Raw genomic sequence first — 15,133 nt, 5'->3', positions numbered from 1 at the left:
ATCGTGAGACCGTGATCAGACGTCAGCGACCTTGCGACCCTTGTACTCGAGGAACAGCTCGGTGCCCTGCGAGTCGGTCACGACCTTCGCCTGGTGCGGACGGCTGTAGACGACCTTGCCGTTCTCGACGGTCTTCACCAGGGGCGTCGGCTCCGCCTTCCACTGCGCGCGACGCGAGCGGGTGTTGGAACGGGAAACCTTGCGCTTCGGGGGGTTACCAGCCATGGCTAACTCTCTTCTGTGTTCTCGGGATCACGGCTCTGTGCCGTGCTCCCCTGGTCTGCGATCTGTCGGAGCGCACTCCACCGAGGATCGATGGGGGCCTCTTCGTTGGCTCTGGTGCTTCCGGTCAGCCGCTCACCCGTGTTCGGGTCGAGCCCGGGGCAGTCCGGCTGACACACCGGCTGAAATGGAAGCGCCAAAACTGCCGCTTCCCTGACCAGAGTTTCAAGATCCACGTGGTCGTCTTGAACCTCGAAGTCAGTTTCTTCTCCACCAGGATACGCGAAAAGCTCCTGGAACTCGACTTCGACAGGCTCAGAGATGTCGATGAGGCATCGTCCGCACACTCCGGAGTACGCCGCATCCACCGTTCCGGAGACGAGAATGCCCTCGTGAACCGACTCGAGGCGCACCTCGAGATCGACCTCGGACTGCGCCGGGTACGAGACGATGCCCTCGCCCCACTGCTCGGCGAGAGTGACGGAGAAGCGATGCTCGCGCATCTCGCCGGGTTTCCGGGCGATGTCGCGGGCGGGCACCACGAACGGGCCGTTGAGTCGAGTCTTCACCCCTCCATGCTACCGGCGGGCCACCTGGACGGGCGCGGTGAACGGCGGGGATGCCGTCGGATCAGATCCCGCGCGCGCCGGTGTCGAGGAAGGAGGCGACAGCCGGAGGCACGAACGGCGACACGTCTCCCCCGAGGCCGGCGACCTGCCGGACGAGCGAGCTGGACACCATGGCGTGCGAGGGATCGGGCAGCAGGAAGACCGTCTCGATGTCGGCGAGATGCCGGTTCACGATCGCCATCGGCGACTCGTATGCGACGTCGATCTGCGAACGGATGCCTTTGACGAGGACCCCGGCACCGACATCGCGGGCGTAGTCGACCAGAAGTCCCATGCTCCACGACCCGACGATGATCTCGCCCTCCATGCCGTCCTCGGCGATGGACTGCTCGAGAAGCGACAGACGCTGCGCGATCGGCAGCATCGCCTCCTTACCAGGGTTGTGCACGACCAGCACGTGCAGCTGGTCGTAGAGCTTCGATGCCCGACGGATGACATCCAGGTGGCCGAGCGTCGGCGGGTCGAACGAACCGGGGACGACGGCGATCCGGCTACTCACAAACACTCCTTCGATCGCATGCTCTCACCCTATTGCACGTCCTGCTCAGTTCTTCGCGAGCGCCGCCCTGTCCTCTTCGGTGACGCGACGCGCGATGACCTCGCGCAGACCCGGATGACCTGCCAGCTCCGGGTCATCCGCGAGGATGCCCTGGGCGAGCTCCCTGGCGCGCGCGATGAGGGCGGAATCCTTCACGACGCGCAGCAGACGCAGCGACGATCTCGCGCCGGACTGCGCCTGACCGAGGACATCGCCCTCGCCCCGCAGCTCGAGGTCGACCTCGGCCAGGGCGAACCCGTCCAGCGTGGCCGCCACGGCCTCGACACGCTCGCGGGCGAGCGTCCCTTCCTCGGCCTCGGTGACGAGCAGGCAGAGCCCGGGCACCGACCCTCGACCGACACGACCCCGCAGCTGGTGCAGCTGCGAGACGCCGAAGCGGTCGGCATCCAGCACGATCATCGTGGAGGCGTTGGGGACGTCGACGCCGACCTCGATGACGGTCGTGGCGATCAGCAGGTCGATCTCGCCGCGCGCGAAGGACTGCATCACCGCATCCTTCTCATCGGACGGCATCTTGCCGTGCAGAACGGCGCGCCGGAGACCGCCGACGGTCGGATGGGTCGCGAGCGCCTCGTCGAGCTGCACCACGCCCCACCGCGGACCCGTCGCACCCTCTTCCGGCGGCAGCAGCGCGGACTCGTCCTCTTCCGCCGCTCCCGCCTTCTTCGTCGTGTCGATGGCCGCGCAGACGGCGAAGACCTGCCGTCCCTGTGCGATCTCCTCGGCGGCACGATCCCACACGCGCTGGAACCACGCCGGATGCTCCGCCAGCGGTGCGACGAAGGACTCGATCCCCGCACGCCCGGACGGCATCGTGCGGATGACCGAGGTGTCGAGGTCGCCGAACACGGTCATCGCCACGGTGCGAGGGATCGGCGTGGCCGTGAGCACGAGTGCATGAGGGCTCGAGCCCTTCGCGCGAAGCGCCTCGCGCTGCTCGACCCCGAACCGGTGCTGCTCATCGACGACGACGAGCCCGAGCTCGGCGAACGTGGTCTTCTCGCCGAGCAGCGCGTGCGTGCCGACGACGATCAGCGCCTGCCCGGCGGCGACGCGGAGGGCAGCCTTCCGCCGCTCGGGAGCGGACATCTGCCCGGTCAGCAGGGTGGGCATGAGCTCCGGCGCGAGGGCCGGACCGAGCATCTTCGTGATCGAGCGCAGATGCTGCGCCGCGAGCACCTCCGTGGGGGCGATCAGCGCCGATTGCCCGCCCGATTCCGCCACCTGCAGCATGGCGCGCAGGGCGACGAGCGTCTTTCCCGAACCGACCTCGCCCTGCACGAGACGGTTCATCGGCCACTGCTGCGTGAGGTCGTCGGCCACCTGAGCACCGACCGTCTCCTGATCGGCGGTCAGCGTGTACGGAAGGGCCGCGTCGAACCTCTCGAGGAGTCCGCCCGGTCGCGCAGGTCTCGGTGTCGCCGTCAGCGACCGCACCGCCGCCCGCTGCTGCAGCAGAGCGGTCTGCAGCACGAGCGCCTCGTGCATCCGCAACGTCCGCACGGCGGGGTCGACCTCGCTCTTCGTCTGCGGTCGGTGCAGCTGTATGAGCGCGGTGCGCGCATCGAGCAGGCCCTCCGCCGTCCGGACGGACTCCGGTAGCGGGTCGGGAACGTCGGCGACCTGAGGGAGCACGACCTCGACGAGCTCTCGGAACTGCTGGGTCGACACCGCAGAGGTCGCCGGATAGATCGGTATCGGCCTGCTGGCGCGGTCCTCCGCCCTGGCCTTGGCGCTCTCCTCGTCGTCGAAGAGTTCGTACTGCGGGTGAGCGAACTGCGTGACGTCGCGGAACATGCCGACCTTGCCGGAGAACATCCCCCGTCGGCCGCGGCGCAGCTCTTTGGCGCGCCATTCCGCCTGGCTGAGGTTCTTCGCGAAGAACGTCAGGGACACGCGACCGTGCCCGTCGCCGATGATCACGTCGGTCATCGCGCCGGATCGGTTGCGCATGGCGCGAGCCGATGACGAGAGCACCTCGGCGACGATCGTGACCGTCTCACCGACGGGCAGGTCGCGGATGGGTGTCAGCTCGGCGGGGTCGGCATACCGGCGGGGATAGTGCGCGAGCATCTCCCCCACCGTGTGCATGTCGAAGGCACGCTCGAGCTTCTTGGCCGCAGCGGGGCCCACGGCATCCGCGAGGCGGGTGTCGAAGGAGAGGACCATCCCTGAAGTCTAGATAACACCGGCGACAGTCCTAGGCTGGTGGGGTGACGAGGATCATCGCCGGCGACGCGCGCGGACTGCGCCTGGAGGTGCCGGGCAGCGGGACCCGGCCGACCAGCGACCGGGTGCGCGAGTCCCTGTTCGGTGCGCTGGAGTCAGCGGGCGCCATCGAGGGGGCGCGGATCCTCGACCTGTACGCGGGATCAGGTGCCCTCGGATTGGAAGCCCTCAGTCGCGGCGGCGCATCCGCCGACCTCGTCGAACGCTCCCGCCCTGCTGCAGCCGTCGCCCGCCGGAACGGCGCGACCGTGGCCACGGCGGTTCGCGACGCGCGTGTCAGAGTGCACGAGAGCGCGGTGCTCACGTTCCTCTGCCGGTCCACCGGGCCGTGGGATCTGGTGTTCACCGATCCGCCGTACGATCTCGACGACGACGCCATGACCGCCGACCTCGTCGCCCTCGCACCACTGCTCTCGCCCGACGCCGTCGTGGTCATCGAGCGCGCACGCCGGTCGACCGCGCCCGACACGAACGCCGCGGGGCTGGAGGTCTTCCGCGAGAAGGTCTACGGCGACACCGCCGTGTGGTGGGCTCAGCCCGCTGCGGCATCCCAGTCGCGGTAGGGGTCCCAACCCGCGACATCCACCGGCTGTCCGTCGCAGAGCACGCCATCGGCACCTCGCGTGCGCACGTCGCCGATGACGCGGAACCCCGGCGGCAGGACATCGGGCGGGAAGGTCGCCAGCAGTGCGTGGTCCTCGCCGCCCGCCAGCGCGAGTCGCGGGTCGTCCCCGAGGGAATCGGAACGCAGGTCGATGGTGATGTCCGAGGCGGATGCCATCCGGCCGGCGTCCAGAGCGAGCCCATCCGAGATGTCCATCATCGACGTCGCTCCCGCCATCGCCGCGACGGGACCGAGCCCGATCGGAGGAGACGGACGGAGTTGGGCGTCCAGTGCCGCCCGCTCTCCCGCGGCGAGTTGCGAGGCCACGACCGGTACGGGCACGTCGCCGTCGCGGAAACGACCGAACAGCACGGCGAGCCCGCGAGCGGAGAGTCCGAGCTCCCCGGCGACGGCGACGACGTCTCCCGGGCGGGCGCCGGACCTCGTGACGGCGCTTCTGCCCTCGAGGTCACCCAGCGCCGTGACCGCGACGGTCAGGACATCGGACACCGTCAGGTCGCCGCCGACCACTGCGCATCCCGGTGCGAGCGCCTCGCACGCCGCCCTGAATCCGTCCGCGAGCTGCTCGACGAATGACAGGCGCAGGTCGCGCGGCACGGCCAGCGCGACGAGGAGTGCGGTGGGACGCGCTCCCATCGCCGCGACATCGGCGAGGTTCACGGCCGCCGACTTCCAGCCGAGGTCGTATCCGGACGACCAGGCGAGGCGGAAGTCCGGACCGTGGACGAGCGTGTCGGTCGTGGCGACCACCGAGCCGGACGGCGCCGCCAGAACGGCCGCGTCGTCACCGGGGCCGAGGATCGTGTGCGAGGCGGACGGCGTGCGGGCGAGGATGGCACGCAGAACGGTGCCTTCTGAGACGTCGCCCAGGCGCGGATCGTCGTCGTCGGAGCGGGAGGGCATGCTGTCAAAGGTAGCCTGGAATCATGTCCCGCCGTCTCGCCGTCGCCACCGTCCTGCTGCTGGCCGCGGCGTTCCTCGGAGGCTGTTCCACCACGGTGCACCTCGAGCCGGCGGACGATGCGAACAACCCGCTGTGCGCCGAGGTCTCCGCCGGTCTGCGGAATGCCGATTCGATCGCCGACCTCGATCGCCGGTGGACGGACGCACAGGCCTCGGCGGCCTGGGGCGCACCGGGCGAGGACACCGCCATCATCCTGCGCTGCGGCGTCACCGTGCCAGGGCCGACCGCCGATCTGCAGTGCGTCACGCTCGAAGGCGTCGACTGGTTGGTCGACACCGCAGACACGCCCTTCCTCCGTGTGACGACCTACGGCCGCGACCCGGCCGTGCAGCTGTACATCGACACCACCGCGGTGAGCTCGAACGACGTCATCAGCAGCCGCACGCTCGTCGGCGCCATCACATCGATCCCGGCGGACGGACGATGCACGACGCCCGATGAGCTCGATGAGGACGCCCAGGAACTCCTCGACGGCACGCCGTGACCCGGCTGCGGGCGTGATTCAGCGGCGCAGCCCCGCCTCGATGAGCTCGCCGATCAGGTCGGCGTAGCTGAGCCCGGACGCCACCCAGCACTTGGGGAACATCGAGATCGGCGTGAAACCGGGCATGGTGTTGAGCTCGTTGACCACGAGGTCGCCCTCATCGGTGAGGAACATGTCCACACGGGCGAGACCTCGGCCGTCCACGGCCGCGAAGGCGCGCACGCCGGTGTCCTGGATCGCCGTGATCTGATCGTCGCTGAGCTCTGCGGGACACACGACCTCGACGCCGTCCCCGCCGAGGTACTTACCCTCGAAGTCGTAGAAGCCACGCGCGGTCAGCACGATCTCGCCGGGGAGGGACGCCCGCACGCCGTCGGCGCTCTCGAGGATCGCCACCTCGATCTCACGGCCGCTCACGCCGGATTCGATGAGCACCTTCTCGTCCTCGGCGAACGCGAGTTCCAGCGCCGCCTCCAGCTCGTCGAGATCGGAGACCTTGGACACTCCGACGCTCGATCCCGCGCGCGCCGGCTTGACGAACACGGGGAGCCCGAGCGCCTCGATGCCGGCGCGCTGCGCGTCGGCACTGTGCGGACCGTCGCCGCGGCGGACCGTGACCCATGGGGCCACCCGGATGCCGGCTGCCTCGAGGACCACCTTCATGAAGTGCTTGTCCATGCAGAGCGCGGAATCGAGCACTCCGCCGCCCGCGTACGGGACCTCCAAGGTGTCGAAATACCCCTGGATCGTGCCGTCCTCGCCGTGCGTGCCGTGCAGGATCGGCAGCACGACATCGATCGTGCCGAGGTCTTCGACCTCACCGTCCGCGTGCACCACTCGCAGCGACCGCGTTCCGCCCGGCTCCGGCCAGAGCACGCGGGAGCCGTTGTCCACGACTTCTGGCAGGTGCGCGGCGTCGAGAGCGAACTTCGCCGGAGCGTCCTCTTCCAGGACGAAGGCGCCCTCACGGGTGATCCCGACCGGGATCACCTCGTACCGGTCGCGGTCAATCGCCTGCAGTACCCCGCCCGCCGTGGCGGAACTGATCGAATGCTCGCTGGAACGCCCGCCGAAGAGCACCACCACCGTCTGCTTGTCCATGATTGGTCCGCTCCTCCTGGGGAGTGTCGTCGTCCGTGGTCAGGTGCGGTGCGATGTCGCGCGGGTTCATCTTCCCGTCGAGCACCATCTTCACCTGCTCCACGATGGGCATGTGCACGCCGGCCGCGCGGGCCAGCTGGAGCACGGGAGCGACTGATGCCAGCCCCTCCGCGGTCTGATTCATCTGCTTCACGACATCCTGGTAGCCGTAGCCCTGGCCGAGCAGACGCCCTGCCGTGTTGTTGCGGCTGAGCGGCGACTGGCACGTGGCGATGAGGTCGCCGAGGCCGGCCAGGCCCTGCAGGGTCTCCGGCTGAGCGCCGTTGGCGACGGCGAAGTCGGTCATCTCGACGAGACCCCGCGTGATGATCGACGCCTTGGTGTTCTCGCCGTACCCCACACCGTCGACGATGCCGATCGCGACCGCGATGAGGTTCTTGAGGACGCCGCCGAACTCCGTCCCGATCACGTCCGTGTTCACGAAGGTGCGGAAGTAGCCGTTGCGCGCGGCGCGAGCGATCGTGTCGGCCGTCTCCTGACTCAATGACGAGATCACGGCGGCCGTCGGCTGCTCTCGGGCGATCTCGAGTGCGAGGTTGGGGCCGGAGGCCACGGCGATGCGCTCAGGGTCACAGGCGAGCTCCTGCTCGATGACCTGGCTCATGCGCAGACCGCTCGTCCGCTCGACCCCCTTCATGAGGCTCACGATGGGGATGTCGGTGTTCGCCAGCAGCGGGCGAAGGGCCTTGAGGTTCTCGCGCAGCGACTGGCTCGGCACGGAGAGATACACCTGCTCCGCGCCCTCGATCGCCGTCGAGAGCTCGTGCGTCGCGGTCATCGACCGGGGCAGATTGATGCCGGGGAGGTAACGGGTGTTCCGTTTGCCCTCGGAGATCTCCTGCGCCTGTTCCGGGCGGCGGGCCCACATGGTGACATCGGCACCGCCGTCGGCGAGGATCTTTCCGAAGGTGGTCCCCCAGCTGCCTGCGCCGATGACGGTGACACGGGTGGCTCGCGCGTCGGTGTTCTTACGAGTCAAGGCGCCCGGTCTCCTTCTGACCGTGTTCGGTCGGGTTCCACCGCTTCGCGGGGGCCTTCTCCTGCCGGACGTCCTCCAGCAGTGCGGTGATCGCGTTCATCAGCCGTTCGGTGGCCTCGGCGATCGCCGCGGGCTGGTGCTCGCGGCCCTTCAGGTCGCTGAGGTCGACAGGGTCGCCGATCACGATGTCGATCGGTCGGCGCGGCGGCCAGATCCGCAGCCCCTTCTGATAGCGCCCCATGATCTGCTGCGTGCCCCACTGCGCCATCGGGATCAGGGGGATGTCGCCGGCCATCGCCAGTCGTACCGCACCGGACTTCCCGCGCATCGGCCACAGCTCAGGGTCACGGGTGAGCGTGCCCTCCGGGTAGACGATCACCCCGCGACCGTTCTCGACCAGCTCCTTGGACTGGGCGATCGTCTGCGCGGACGCCGCCCGCGACGACGACCTCGCCACGGGGACCATTCCTGTCGCCCGAAGGATGGCGCCGAGCACCGGCACACGGAACAGGCTCTCCTTGGCCATGAACCTCGGCGCACGGCCGATCTTCCAGACGGCTGCCGCCACGATGATCGGATCGAACTCCGAGTAGTGGTTGGGCGCGAGAACGAAGGCGCCGCGGGACGGGAGCTTCTCCCGTCCCGTGAAGCGCATCTTCGACACGAAGTTCACGAACGGTATGACGAGAACGGCCAGCACCCAGAACAGGCTCGGCCGGGTCTTCTCCGGCGATGCGGATGCCATCCGCGTCAGCCGATGACGTCGAAGTCGGCGCCGAGGGCGTCGAGCTTGGCCAAGAACTTCTCGTAGCCGCGGCTGAGGATGTCGACGCCGGAGACCTTGGATTCGCCGGTGGCGGTGAGCGCCGCGATCACGTGGCTGTAGCCCCCGCGCAGATCGGGGACGACGATGTCGGCGCCGTGCAGCGGCGTGATGCCGGTGATCACCGCGGCCTGCTCGAGCTCGCGGCGCGGTACGCGTCGCGGTCCGTCCTGCAGTCCGTGCGGGTGCACGACGATGTCCGCGCCCATCTTGACCAGCGCCTGGGTGAAGCCCATACGGTTCTCGTAGACCGTCTCGTGGACGACCGAGCGACCCTCGGCCTGGGTGAGGGCGACGACGAGCGGCTGCTGCCAGTCGGTCATGAAGCCCGGGTGCACGTCGGTCTCCACGACGACGGGCTGCACGTCTCCCGCACGGCGGAAGAGGATGCCGTCCTCCTGGATGTCGAACCATCCGCCCGCCTTGCGGAAGACGTTGAGGAAAGTGAGCATCTCCTGCTGCTTGGCGCCGCCGACGAAGATCTCGCCGTCGGTCGCGAGAGCGGCAGACGCCCAGGACGCGGCCTCGTTGCGGTCGAAGATCGAGCGGTGGTCGTAGCCGCGGAGCTTCTCGACACCCTCGATGAGGATGACGCGGTTGGGCTCGTACGAGATGATCGCGCCCATCTTCTGCAGCACGGCGATGAGATCCATGATCTCGGGCTCGATGGCGGCATTGCGCAGCTCGGTCGTCCCCTCCGCGCGGACGGCGGTGAGCAGGACCTGCTCGGTCGCGCCGACGCTCGGGTACGGCAGGTGGATGTTCGCACCGTGGAGGCGACCGCCCTGTGTGGACAGCCGGATGCCGCTGGGGAGCTTCTCGACGACGGCGCCGAACTTGCGCAGCGCGTCCAGGTGGAAATCGATCGGGCGATCACCGATGCGGCATCCGCCGAGGTCGGGGATGAACGCCTGGCCGAGTCGGTGCAGCAGCGGGCCGCAGAACAGGATCGGGATGCGGGAGGCGCCGGCGTGCGCGTCGATCTCCTCCATGTGAGCGGACTCGACGTCGCTCGGGTCGAAGGTCAGCGAGCCGGGCTCATCGCCCTCCGCGACCCGGACGCCGTGCACCTCGAGGAGCGAGCGGACGACGGCCACATCGCTGATTCCCGGCACGTCGCGCAGGATGCTGGTGTCCTCGCCGAGCAGCGACGCCACCATCGCCTTGGTCGCGAGGTTCTTCGCGCCCTTGACGTCGACGCGACCGCGCAGCGGCCGTCCGCCTCGGATCGCCAGCACGTCTCCGGTCAGGGCGGATACGCCACCGGGAAGGTCAGCACGCACAGGGGTCGTCATTCGATGAGCCTCACTTCATGTTCACGAATCGCGGCCTGGACCGCAGGGGCGAAAGTGCCCCAGGCTCACGTGCTCGATGTCAGCGGACAGGGAGCGTACGTGGCCGCCACGACTCGCGGCGGGCCTCGAACTGCGCGATCTTGTCTTCGTTGCGCAGGGTGAGCCCGATGTCATCGAGCCCTTCGAGGAGCCGCCATCTAGTGTAATCGTCGACGCCGATGGAGGCCTGGAAATCGCCGATCGTCGCCGTCCGAGCCTCGAGGTCCACCGTGATCTTCGCGCCGGGATCGGCGTCGATGGCCGCCCAGATGCGCTCCAGGTCGTCCTCGGAGATCGTCGCGGCGAGCAGACCCTGCTTGCCGGCGTTGCCACGGAAGATGTCGGCGAAACGCGGGCTCAGCACGACAGCGAAGCCGAAGTCGCGCAGCGCCCAGACCGCGTGCTCGCGGCTCGATCCGGTGCCGAAGTCAGGGCCGGCGACGAGAACGGATGCGCCCTGGAAGGGCTCCTGGTTGAGGACGAAGTCGGGGTCCTGACGCCAGGCGTGGAACAGCGCGTCGTCGAAACCGGTCTTCGTGACGCGCTTGAGGAACACCGCGGGGATGATCTGGTCGGTGTCGACGTTCGAGCGCTTCAGCGGGGCGGCGATGCCGGTGTGCGTGGTGAACTTCTCCATGGTCAGGCTCCCACCAGTTCCTCGATCGGTGCCAGATCACTCGGGCTGGACAGTGTTCCGCGTACCGCGGTCGCGGCGGCGACGAGCGGCGAGACGAGGTGCGTGCGTCCGCCCTTGCCCTGTCGTCCTTCGAAGTTGCGGTTGGACGTCGATGCGCAGCGCTCACCCGGGGCGAGCTGATCGGGGTTCATCCCCAGGCACATCGAACAGCCGGCGAAACGCCATTCGGCGCCGAAGTCCTTGACGATCTGGTCGATCCCCTCGGCCTCCGCCTCGAGTCGCACCCGCGCCGAGCCGGGGACGACCATGACCCGCACGCCCTCCGCCTTGGTGCGTCCGCGGATGATCGACGCGAACGCCCGCAGATCCTCGATCCGGCTGTTCGTGCACGAACCCATGAAGACGGCATCCACAGGGACGTCCTTGAGCGGGACACCAGGGGTCAGATCCATGTACTCGAGCGCACGCTCGGCGGCGGCGCGCTCGTTCGGGTCGGCGATGTCGGCGGGGTTCGGCACCGTCGAGGACAACGAACTGCCCTGGCCGGGGTTCGTCCCCCATGTGACGAACGGTTCGAGCTCGTCGGCGTCGATGAACACCTCGGCGTCGAACACCGCGCCCTCGTCGGTGGGCAGGGTACGCCAGTACGCGACCGCGTCCTCCCAGTCCTGCCCCTGCGGAGCGTGGGGCTTGTCCTTGACATAGGCGAACGTGGTCTCGTCCGGGGCGACCATGCCGGCGCGCGCACCCGCCTCGATCGACATGTTGCAGATCGTCATCCGGCCCTCCATCGACAGCGAACGGATCGCGCTGCCGCGGAACTCGAGCACGTAGCCCTGCCCGCCGCCGGTGCCGATCTTCGCGATGACCGCGAGGATGATGTCCTTGGCCGTCACGCCCGGCTTGAGTTCGCCGTCGACCGTGATCGCCATCGTCTTGAAGGGCTTCAGCGGCAGTGTCTGCGTCGCCATGACGTGCTCGACCTCGCTGGTGCCGATGCCGAAGGCCATCGCACCGAACGCACCGTGTGTCGAGGTGTGCGAATCGCCGCACACCACCGTGATCCCCGGCATCGTCAGGCCCAGCTGCGGACCCACGACGTGCACGATGCCCTGCTCGGCGTCGCCGAGCGAGTGGATCCGGACGCCGAACTCCTCCGCGTTGCGGCGCAGGGTCTCGATCTGCGTGCGGCTGGTGAGGTCGGCGATCGGCTTGTCGATCTCGAGGGTGGGCGTGTTGTGGTCCTCTGTCGCGATCGTCAGGTCGACGCGCCGCAGCGGTCGCCCTTCGGTGCGGAGGCCGTCGAAGGCCTGAGGGCTGGTGACCTCGTGCACGAGGTGCAGGTCGATGTAGATGAGATCGGGCTCGCCGTTCTCGCCCTTGAGGACGAGGTGGTCGTCCCACACCTTCTCGGCGAGAGTGCGCGGACGGCTCACGGGAGCGGGGGAAACATCTTGTGTCATGTCGGTATCTCCAGAATTCGGCGGTTCGGCCACGCTGGACGCCGCGACGAGGAAGGCCTAGATCGAGGTCTCGTCGCGGCCGCTAAGGAGAAGAACCACCCGCCGCATGTCGGTCAGTTTACACGGCGGCGGGTGGTCGACGTCTCAGTGCGTCGGGGGCGCCGGATGCGTCGATTCCACCGCGCGGCGCTTGTCGCGCGACGAGGCGATGAGGCTGGCGATCGTGGCCGCGCCCATCGCGACGAGGATGACGGTGAGCGACAGCCAGATGGGGATGTCCGGGGCCCATTCGATGTACTCTCCGCCGTTGATGAACGGCAGCTCGTTGACGTGCATGGCGTGGAGGATGAGCTTCACGCCGATGAAGCCGAGGATCACGGCGATGCCGTAGTGCAGGTAGCGCAGCCGGTCGAGCAGGTCGCCGAGGAGGAAGTACAGCTGACGCAGTCCCATGAGGGCGAAGATGTTCGCGGTGAAAACGAGGAAGCTGTCGTGCGTGATGCTGAAGATCGCCGGGATCGAGTCGATCGCGAACATGAGATCCGTCACGCCGATCGCCACGAAGACGATGATCATCGGCGTCCACATCTTCTTGCCGTCGACCACGGTGCGCAGCTTCCCGTCGTCGTACTCGTCACTGATGTCGACGCGGCGACGGATCAGACGCACGACGAAGTTCTCGCGCTTGACCTCGTCGTCGTGGTCGCCCTCCGGCATGGCCTGGCGGATCGCCGTCCAGATGAGGAAGACGCCGAACAGGTAGAACACCGGGGAGAAGTTCTCGATGATCGCGACGCCGGCGAGGATGAAGATCCCTCGGAGCACGAGGGCGATGATGATGCCGATCATCAGCACCTGCTGCTGCAGTCGACGCGGCACGGAGAACTGAGCCATGATCAGGACGAACACGAAGAGGTTGTCGATCGACAGGCTGTACTCCAGCGCCCATCCGGTGAGGAACTCGCCGGCGAACTGCCCGCCGGCGATGAAGTACAGCAGAGCGGCGAACACCAGCGCGAGTGTGACGTAGAAGGCCACCCAGAGGCTGGATTCCTTCGTCGAGGGGATGTGCGGACGAAGGCGGACCAGCATGAGGTCGCCGACGAGGATGACGATGAGCACCGCGAACGCGGTGATCTCGAACCAGAGCGGGATGTTCAAGGGCGCACTGCACCTTTCGAGAGGGTCGGTAAATGGCCGAAAGTCTCTCCCCCGCAGGATATGCGGCCCGCGTCCGGAGCAACAGTGTCGGTGCTCGTGGTGACGAACGCGGAGATCCGGGATACTCCCTCTCGCTCCACCGATGATACCGGAGCTTCCGCTCGTCGGGCGTTCTGAGACGATGAGTCATCTCGCGACACTTCTCAGTGAGAGACACCGAAAGGAACCGGATGTCCGAGCGATCTGAGGACCAGGACCTCGCGGCGCGCGCCGCGGCAGGCGATGAGAGCGCCTTTCGCCGCATCTACAGCGCCCACGTGCGCCCGGTCTACTGGATCGCTCACGGGATCCTCCGCTCCCCCACGGATGCCGAGGACGTGACCCAGGAGACGTTCGTGACCGCGTGGCGGAAACTGCCCGGCCTCGAACTCGCCGGGGAATCGCTTCTGCCGTGGCTGGCGACGATCTGCCGGTTCCACGCAGCCAACCGGATGCGCCGCCGCAGACGCGACGAGGCGCACACCACGGATGCCGTCGGCGAGGACGTACCGGACACGGTCGACGTGGAGGAGCAGATCATCACGGGAGCCCTCGCTGACCGGATCGCCGACGAGATCGGCACCCTGGGCGCGCTCGACCGGGAGATCCTCCGGCTCTGCGCCGTCGAGGGCTACGCCTATCGAGCAGCGGCCGACGAGCTCGGGGTGACCACCGCCGTCGTTCGGAACCGTCTCTCACGGGTGCGCACGCAGTTGCGTGACGCCGTCCAGGAAGCGAGAGACGCATGAACGACAAGATCCCCGCCGACGCCTCCGTCGAGCTGCCCGAACTCTCCGAGGAGAGCATCGGACGTATCGAGGAGGCCGTCTTCGAGACGATCGCCGCCGAGCGCACGCCGGCACACACGCCGACGGTGATCCGCCGACGCCCCCGTCGGCGCGCCTGGCTCACCGGTATCGGGGTCGCCGCCGCCTTTGCGGCCGGTGTCGTGGTGACGGCACCGATCCTGACGATGACCTCGACGACCACCGGGAGCGCGGTGGACGCGACGGCGCGGCATTCGGATGGCGCGCGAGGCGGAGCGGAGGAGATGAGCGCACCAGACGGCGTGTCGCTGGATGCCGCGGGCGGCGTGCAGACCGGTGTGACCGACCGCGAGATCATCGCCGCAGCGTCGGCATCGCTTCGTGTCGACGATGTCCGAGCAGCCGCAGAGGCCGTGACCGCCCTCGCGACAGACCTCGGCGGCTACGTCGAGACCACTGACCTGACCGCCGTCGCGCGGACGGATGAGCGGATCGTGCCGCGTCCCGACGGACGATACGGGTGGATCAGCATCCGCGTCCCCGCAGAGACCCTGACCGAAGCGATCGAGGAGCTGGGTGAGGTGGGCGAGGTCGCGTCCTCTTCGACATCGAAGCAGGATGTCACGGCAGCCGCGATCGACCTCCGCGCACGGATCGACGCGGCCGAGGCGTCCGTGGAACGGCTGACCGAGCTCATGGCCCAATCGGGCAGTGTCTCAGAGCTCATCGATGCCGAGATGGCTCTCACGGACCGACAGGCGCAGCTGGAGTCCTACACCCAGCAGCTCGCTTCTCTCGAGGACGAGGTCGCGATGTCCTCGCTGCAGGTCGAGCTGACCGAGCGGACGAGTGTCGCCCCCGCAGAGCCCGACGGTTTCGCGGACGGACTGCTCGCAGGGTGGAACGGCCTGATCGTCTCACTGAACGCCGTGGTCGTCGCGATCGGATTCGCGCTCCCGTGGCTCGCCCTGATCGGCGTCGCTCTGGCGGTGTTCTGGCTGATCCGAGGCGCGCGACGTCGAACCCACAACCGCGAGATCAGCTGAATTCGGGGTAT

16 protein-coding genes are annotated in these 15,133 nt (G+C 68.2%); 4 read left to right on the top strand and 12 right to left on the bottom strand.

What is annotated here, in order from left to right:
• Window positions 1-15: 15 nt before the first annotated feature.
• The 4 genes from rpmF to HD600_RS12630 form a co-directional block, all read right to left on the bottom strand.
• The gene (gene rpmF / locus HD600_RS12645) at window positions 16-225 is read right to left on the bottom strand and encodes a 50S ribosomal protein L32 (RefSeq protein WP_127095660.1); all 210 of its coding nucleotides are present in this window, start codon (window positions 223-225) and stop codon (window positions 16-18) included.
• Window positions 226-227: 2 nt separating this feature from the next.
• The gene (locus HD600_RS12640) at window positions 228-725 is read right to left on the bottom strand and encodes a YceD family protein (RefSeq protein ID WP_184284853.1); all 498 of its coding nucleotides are present in this window, start codon (window positions 723-725) and stop codon (window positions 228-230) included.
• A gap of 127 nt (window positions 726-852) precedes the next feature.
• The gene (coaD, locus tag HD600_RS12635; protein WP_144796006.1) at window positions 853-1,350 is read right to left on the bottom strand and encodes a pantetheine-phosphate adenylyltransferase; all 498 of its coding nucleotides are present in this window, start codon (window positions 1,348-1,350) and stop codon (window positions 853-855) included.
• A 45-nt stretch (window positions 1,351-1,395) separates the two neighbouring features.
• Complete coding sequence (locus HD600_RS12630; RefSeq protein WP_184284057.1) at window positions 1,396-3,579, bottom strand: ATP-dependent DNA helicase RecG; 2,184 nt, start codon at window positions 3,577-3,579, stop codon at window positions 1,396-1,398.
• A gap of 44 nt (window positions 3,580-3,623) precedes the next feature.
• Here HD600_RS12630 and rsmD point away from each other — a divergent pair, with 44 nt between their 5' ends.
• Window positions 3,624-4,202 (top strand): 16S rRNA (guanine(966)-N(2))-methyltransferase RsmD, encoded by a 579-nt coding sequence (rsmD, locus tag HD600_RS12625; RefSeq protein ID WP_184284055.1) that lies wholly within the window; start codon window positions 3,624-3,626, stop codon window positions 4,200-4,202.
• Here rsmD and thiL read toward each other — a convergent pair.
• Entirely contained in the window at window positions 4,172-5,167 is a 996-nt protein-coding gene (gene thiL, locus HD600_RS12620) for a thiamine-phosphate kinase (RefSeq protein ID WP_184284053.1), read from the bottom strand. The two genes, rsmD and thiL, sit on opposite strands and share 31 nt — an antisense overlap.
• Window positions 5,168-5,190: 23 nt before the next feature.
• Between thiL and HD600_RS12615 the strand changes: the two genes are divergently transcribed.
• Window positions 5,191-5,712, top strand: a complete 522-nt coding sequence (locus tag HD600_RS12615) for a DUF3515 family protein (protein WP_184284050.1) — start codon at window positions 5,191-5,193, stop codon at window positions 5,710-5,712.
• A gap of 18 nt (window positions 5,713-5,730) precedes the next feature.
• On the opposite strand, the gene HD600_RS12610 is transcribed toward HD600_RS12615, so the two are convergent.
• The 7 genes from HD600_RS12610 to HD600_RS12580 all read right to left on the bottom strand — a co-directional run bounded on the left by HD600_RS12610 (window position 5,731) and on the right by HD600_RS12580 (window position 13,270).
• Window positions 5,731-6,813, bottom strand: coding sequence for a D-alanine--D-alanine ligase family protein (locus HD600_RS12610; protein WP_184284048.1), 1,083 nt, complete (start codon window positions 6,811-6,813; stop codon window positions 5,731-5,733).
• Window positions 6,719-7,852, bottom strand: coding sequence for an NAD(P)H-dependent glycerol-3-phosphate dehydrogenase (locus tag HD600_RS12605; RefSeq protein ID WP_184284046.1), 1,134 nt, complete (start codon window positions 7,850-7,852; stop codon window positions 6,719-6,721). Before HD600_RS12605 ends, HD600_RS12610 begins: the two co-directional genes overlap by 95 nt.
• Window positions 7,842-8,597 carry a lysophospholipid acyltransferase family protein gene (locus tag HD600_RS12600; RefSeq protein ID WP_184284044.1) on the bottom strand — a complete coding sequence of 252 codons (756 nt, stop codon included), beginning with the start codon at window positions 8,595-8,597 and terminating at the stop codon, window positions 7,842-7,844. Before HD600_RS12600 ends, HD600_RS12605 begins: the two co-directional genes overlap by 11 nt.
• Window positions 8,598-8,602: 5 nt before the next feature.
• Window positions 8,603-9,970 (bottom strand): UDP-N-acetylglucosamine 1-carboxyvinyltransferase, encoded by a 1,368-nt coding sequence (murA, locus tag HD600_RS12595; RefSeq protein WP_184284041.1) that lies wholly within the window; start codon window positions 9,968-9,970, stop codon window positions 8,603-8,605.
• Between the two features lie 79 nt (window positions 9,971-10,049).
• Window positions 10,050-10,646, bottom strand: coding sequence for a 3-isopropylmalate dehydratase small subunit (leuD, locus tag HD600_RS12590; protein ID WP_144795290.1), 597 nt, complete (start codon window positions 10,644-10,646; stop codon window positions 10,050-10,052).
• A gap of 2 nt (window positions 10,647-10,648) precedes the next feature.
• The gene (gene leuC, locus HD600_RS12585; RefSeq protein ID WP_184284039.1) at window positions 10,649-12,109 is read right to left on the bottom strand and encodes a 3-isopropylmalate dehydratase large subunit; all 1,461 of its coding nucleotides are present in this window, start codon (window positions 12,107-12,109) and stop codon (window positions 10,649-10,651) included.
• A 144-nt stretch (window positions 12,110-12,253) separates the two neighbouring features.
• Window positions 12,254-13,270 (bottom strand): TerC family protein, encoded by a 1,017-nt coding sequence (locus tag HD600_RS12580; RefSeq protein WP_184284037.1) that lies wholly within the window; start codon window positions 13,268-13,270, stop codon window positions 12,254-12,256.
• Between the two features lie 230 nt (window positions 13,271-13,500).
• Here HD600_RS12580 and HD600_RS12575 point away from each other — a divergent pair, with 230 nt between their 5' ends.
• Together HD600_RS12575 and HD600_RS12570 are read left to right on the top strand one after the other, a co-directional pair.
• A complete protein-coding gene (locus HD600_RS12575; RefSeq protein WP_184284035.1) occupies window positions 13,501-14,058 on the top strand; it encodes an RNA polymerase sigma factor in 558 nt (185 codons plus the stop codon).
• The gene (locus HD600_RS12570; RefSeq protein ID WP_184284033.1) at window positions 14,055-15,122 is read left to right on the top strand and encodes a DUF4349 domain-containing protein; all 1,068 of its coding nucleotides are present in this window, start codon (window positions 14,055-14,057) and stop codon (window positions 15,120-15,122) included. The genes HD600_RS12575 and HD600_RS12570 overlap by 4 nt, the downstream gene beginning before the upstream one ends.
• Window positions 15,123-15,133 lie beyond the last annotated feature (11 nt).

The sequence above is a fragment of the Microbacterium ginsengiterrae genome (assembly GCF_014205075.1).
In the GTDB taxonomy this organism is placed as follows: Bacteria; Actinomycetota; Actinomycetes; order Actinomycetales; family Microbacteriaceae; genus Microbacterium; species Microbacterium ginsengiterrae.
Note: the sequence above shows the minus strand (reverse complement) of the source record. Positions and strands in the feature narration are given on the sequence as shown.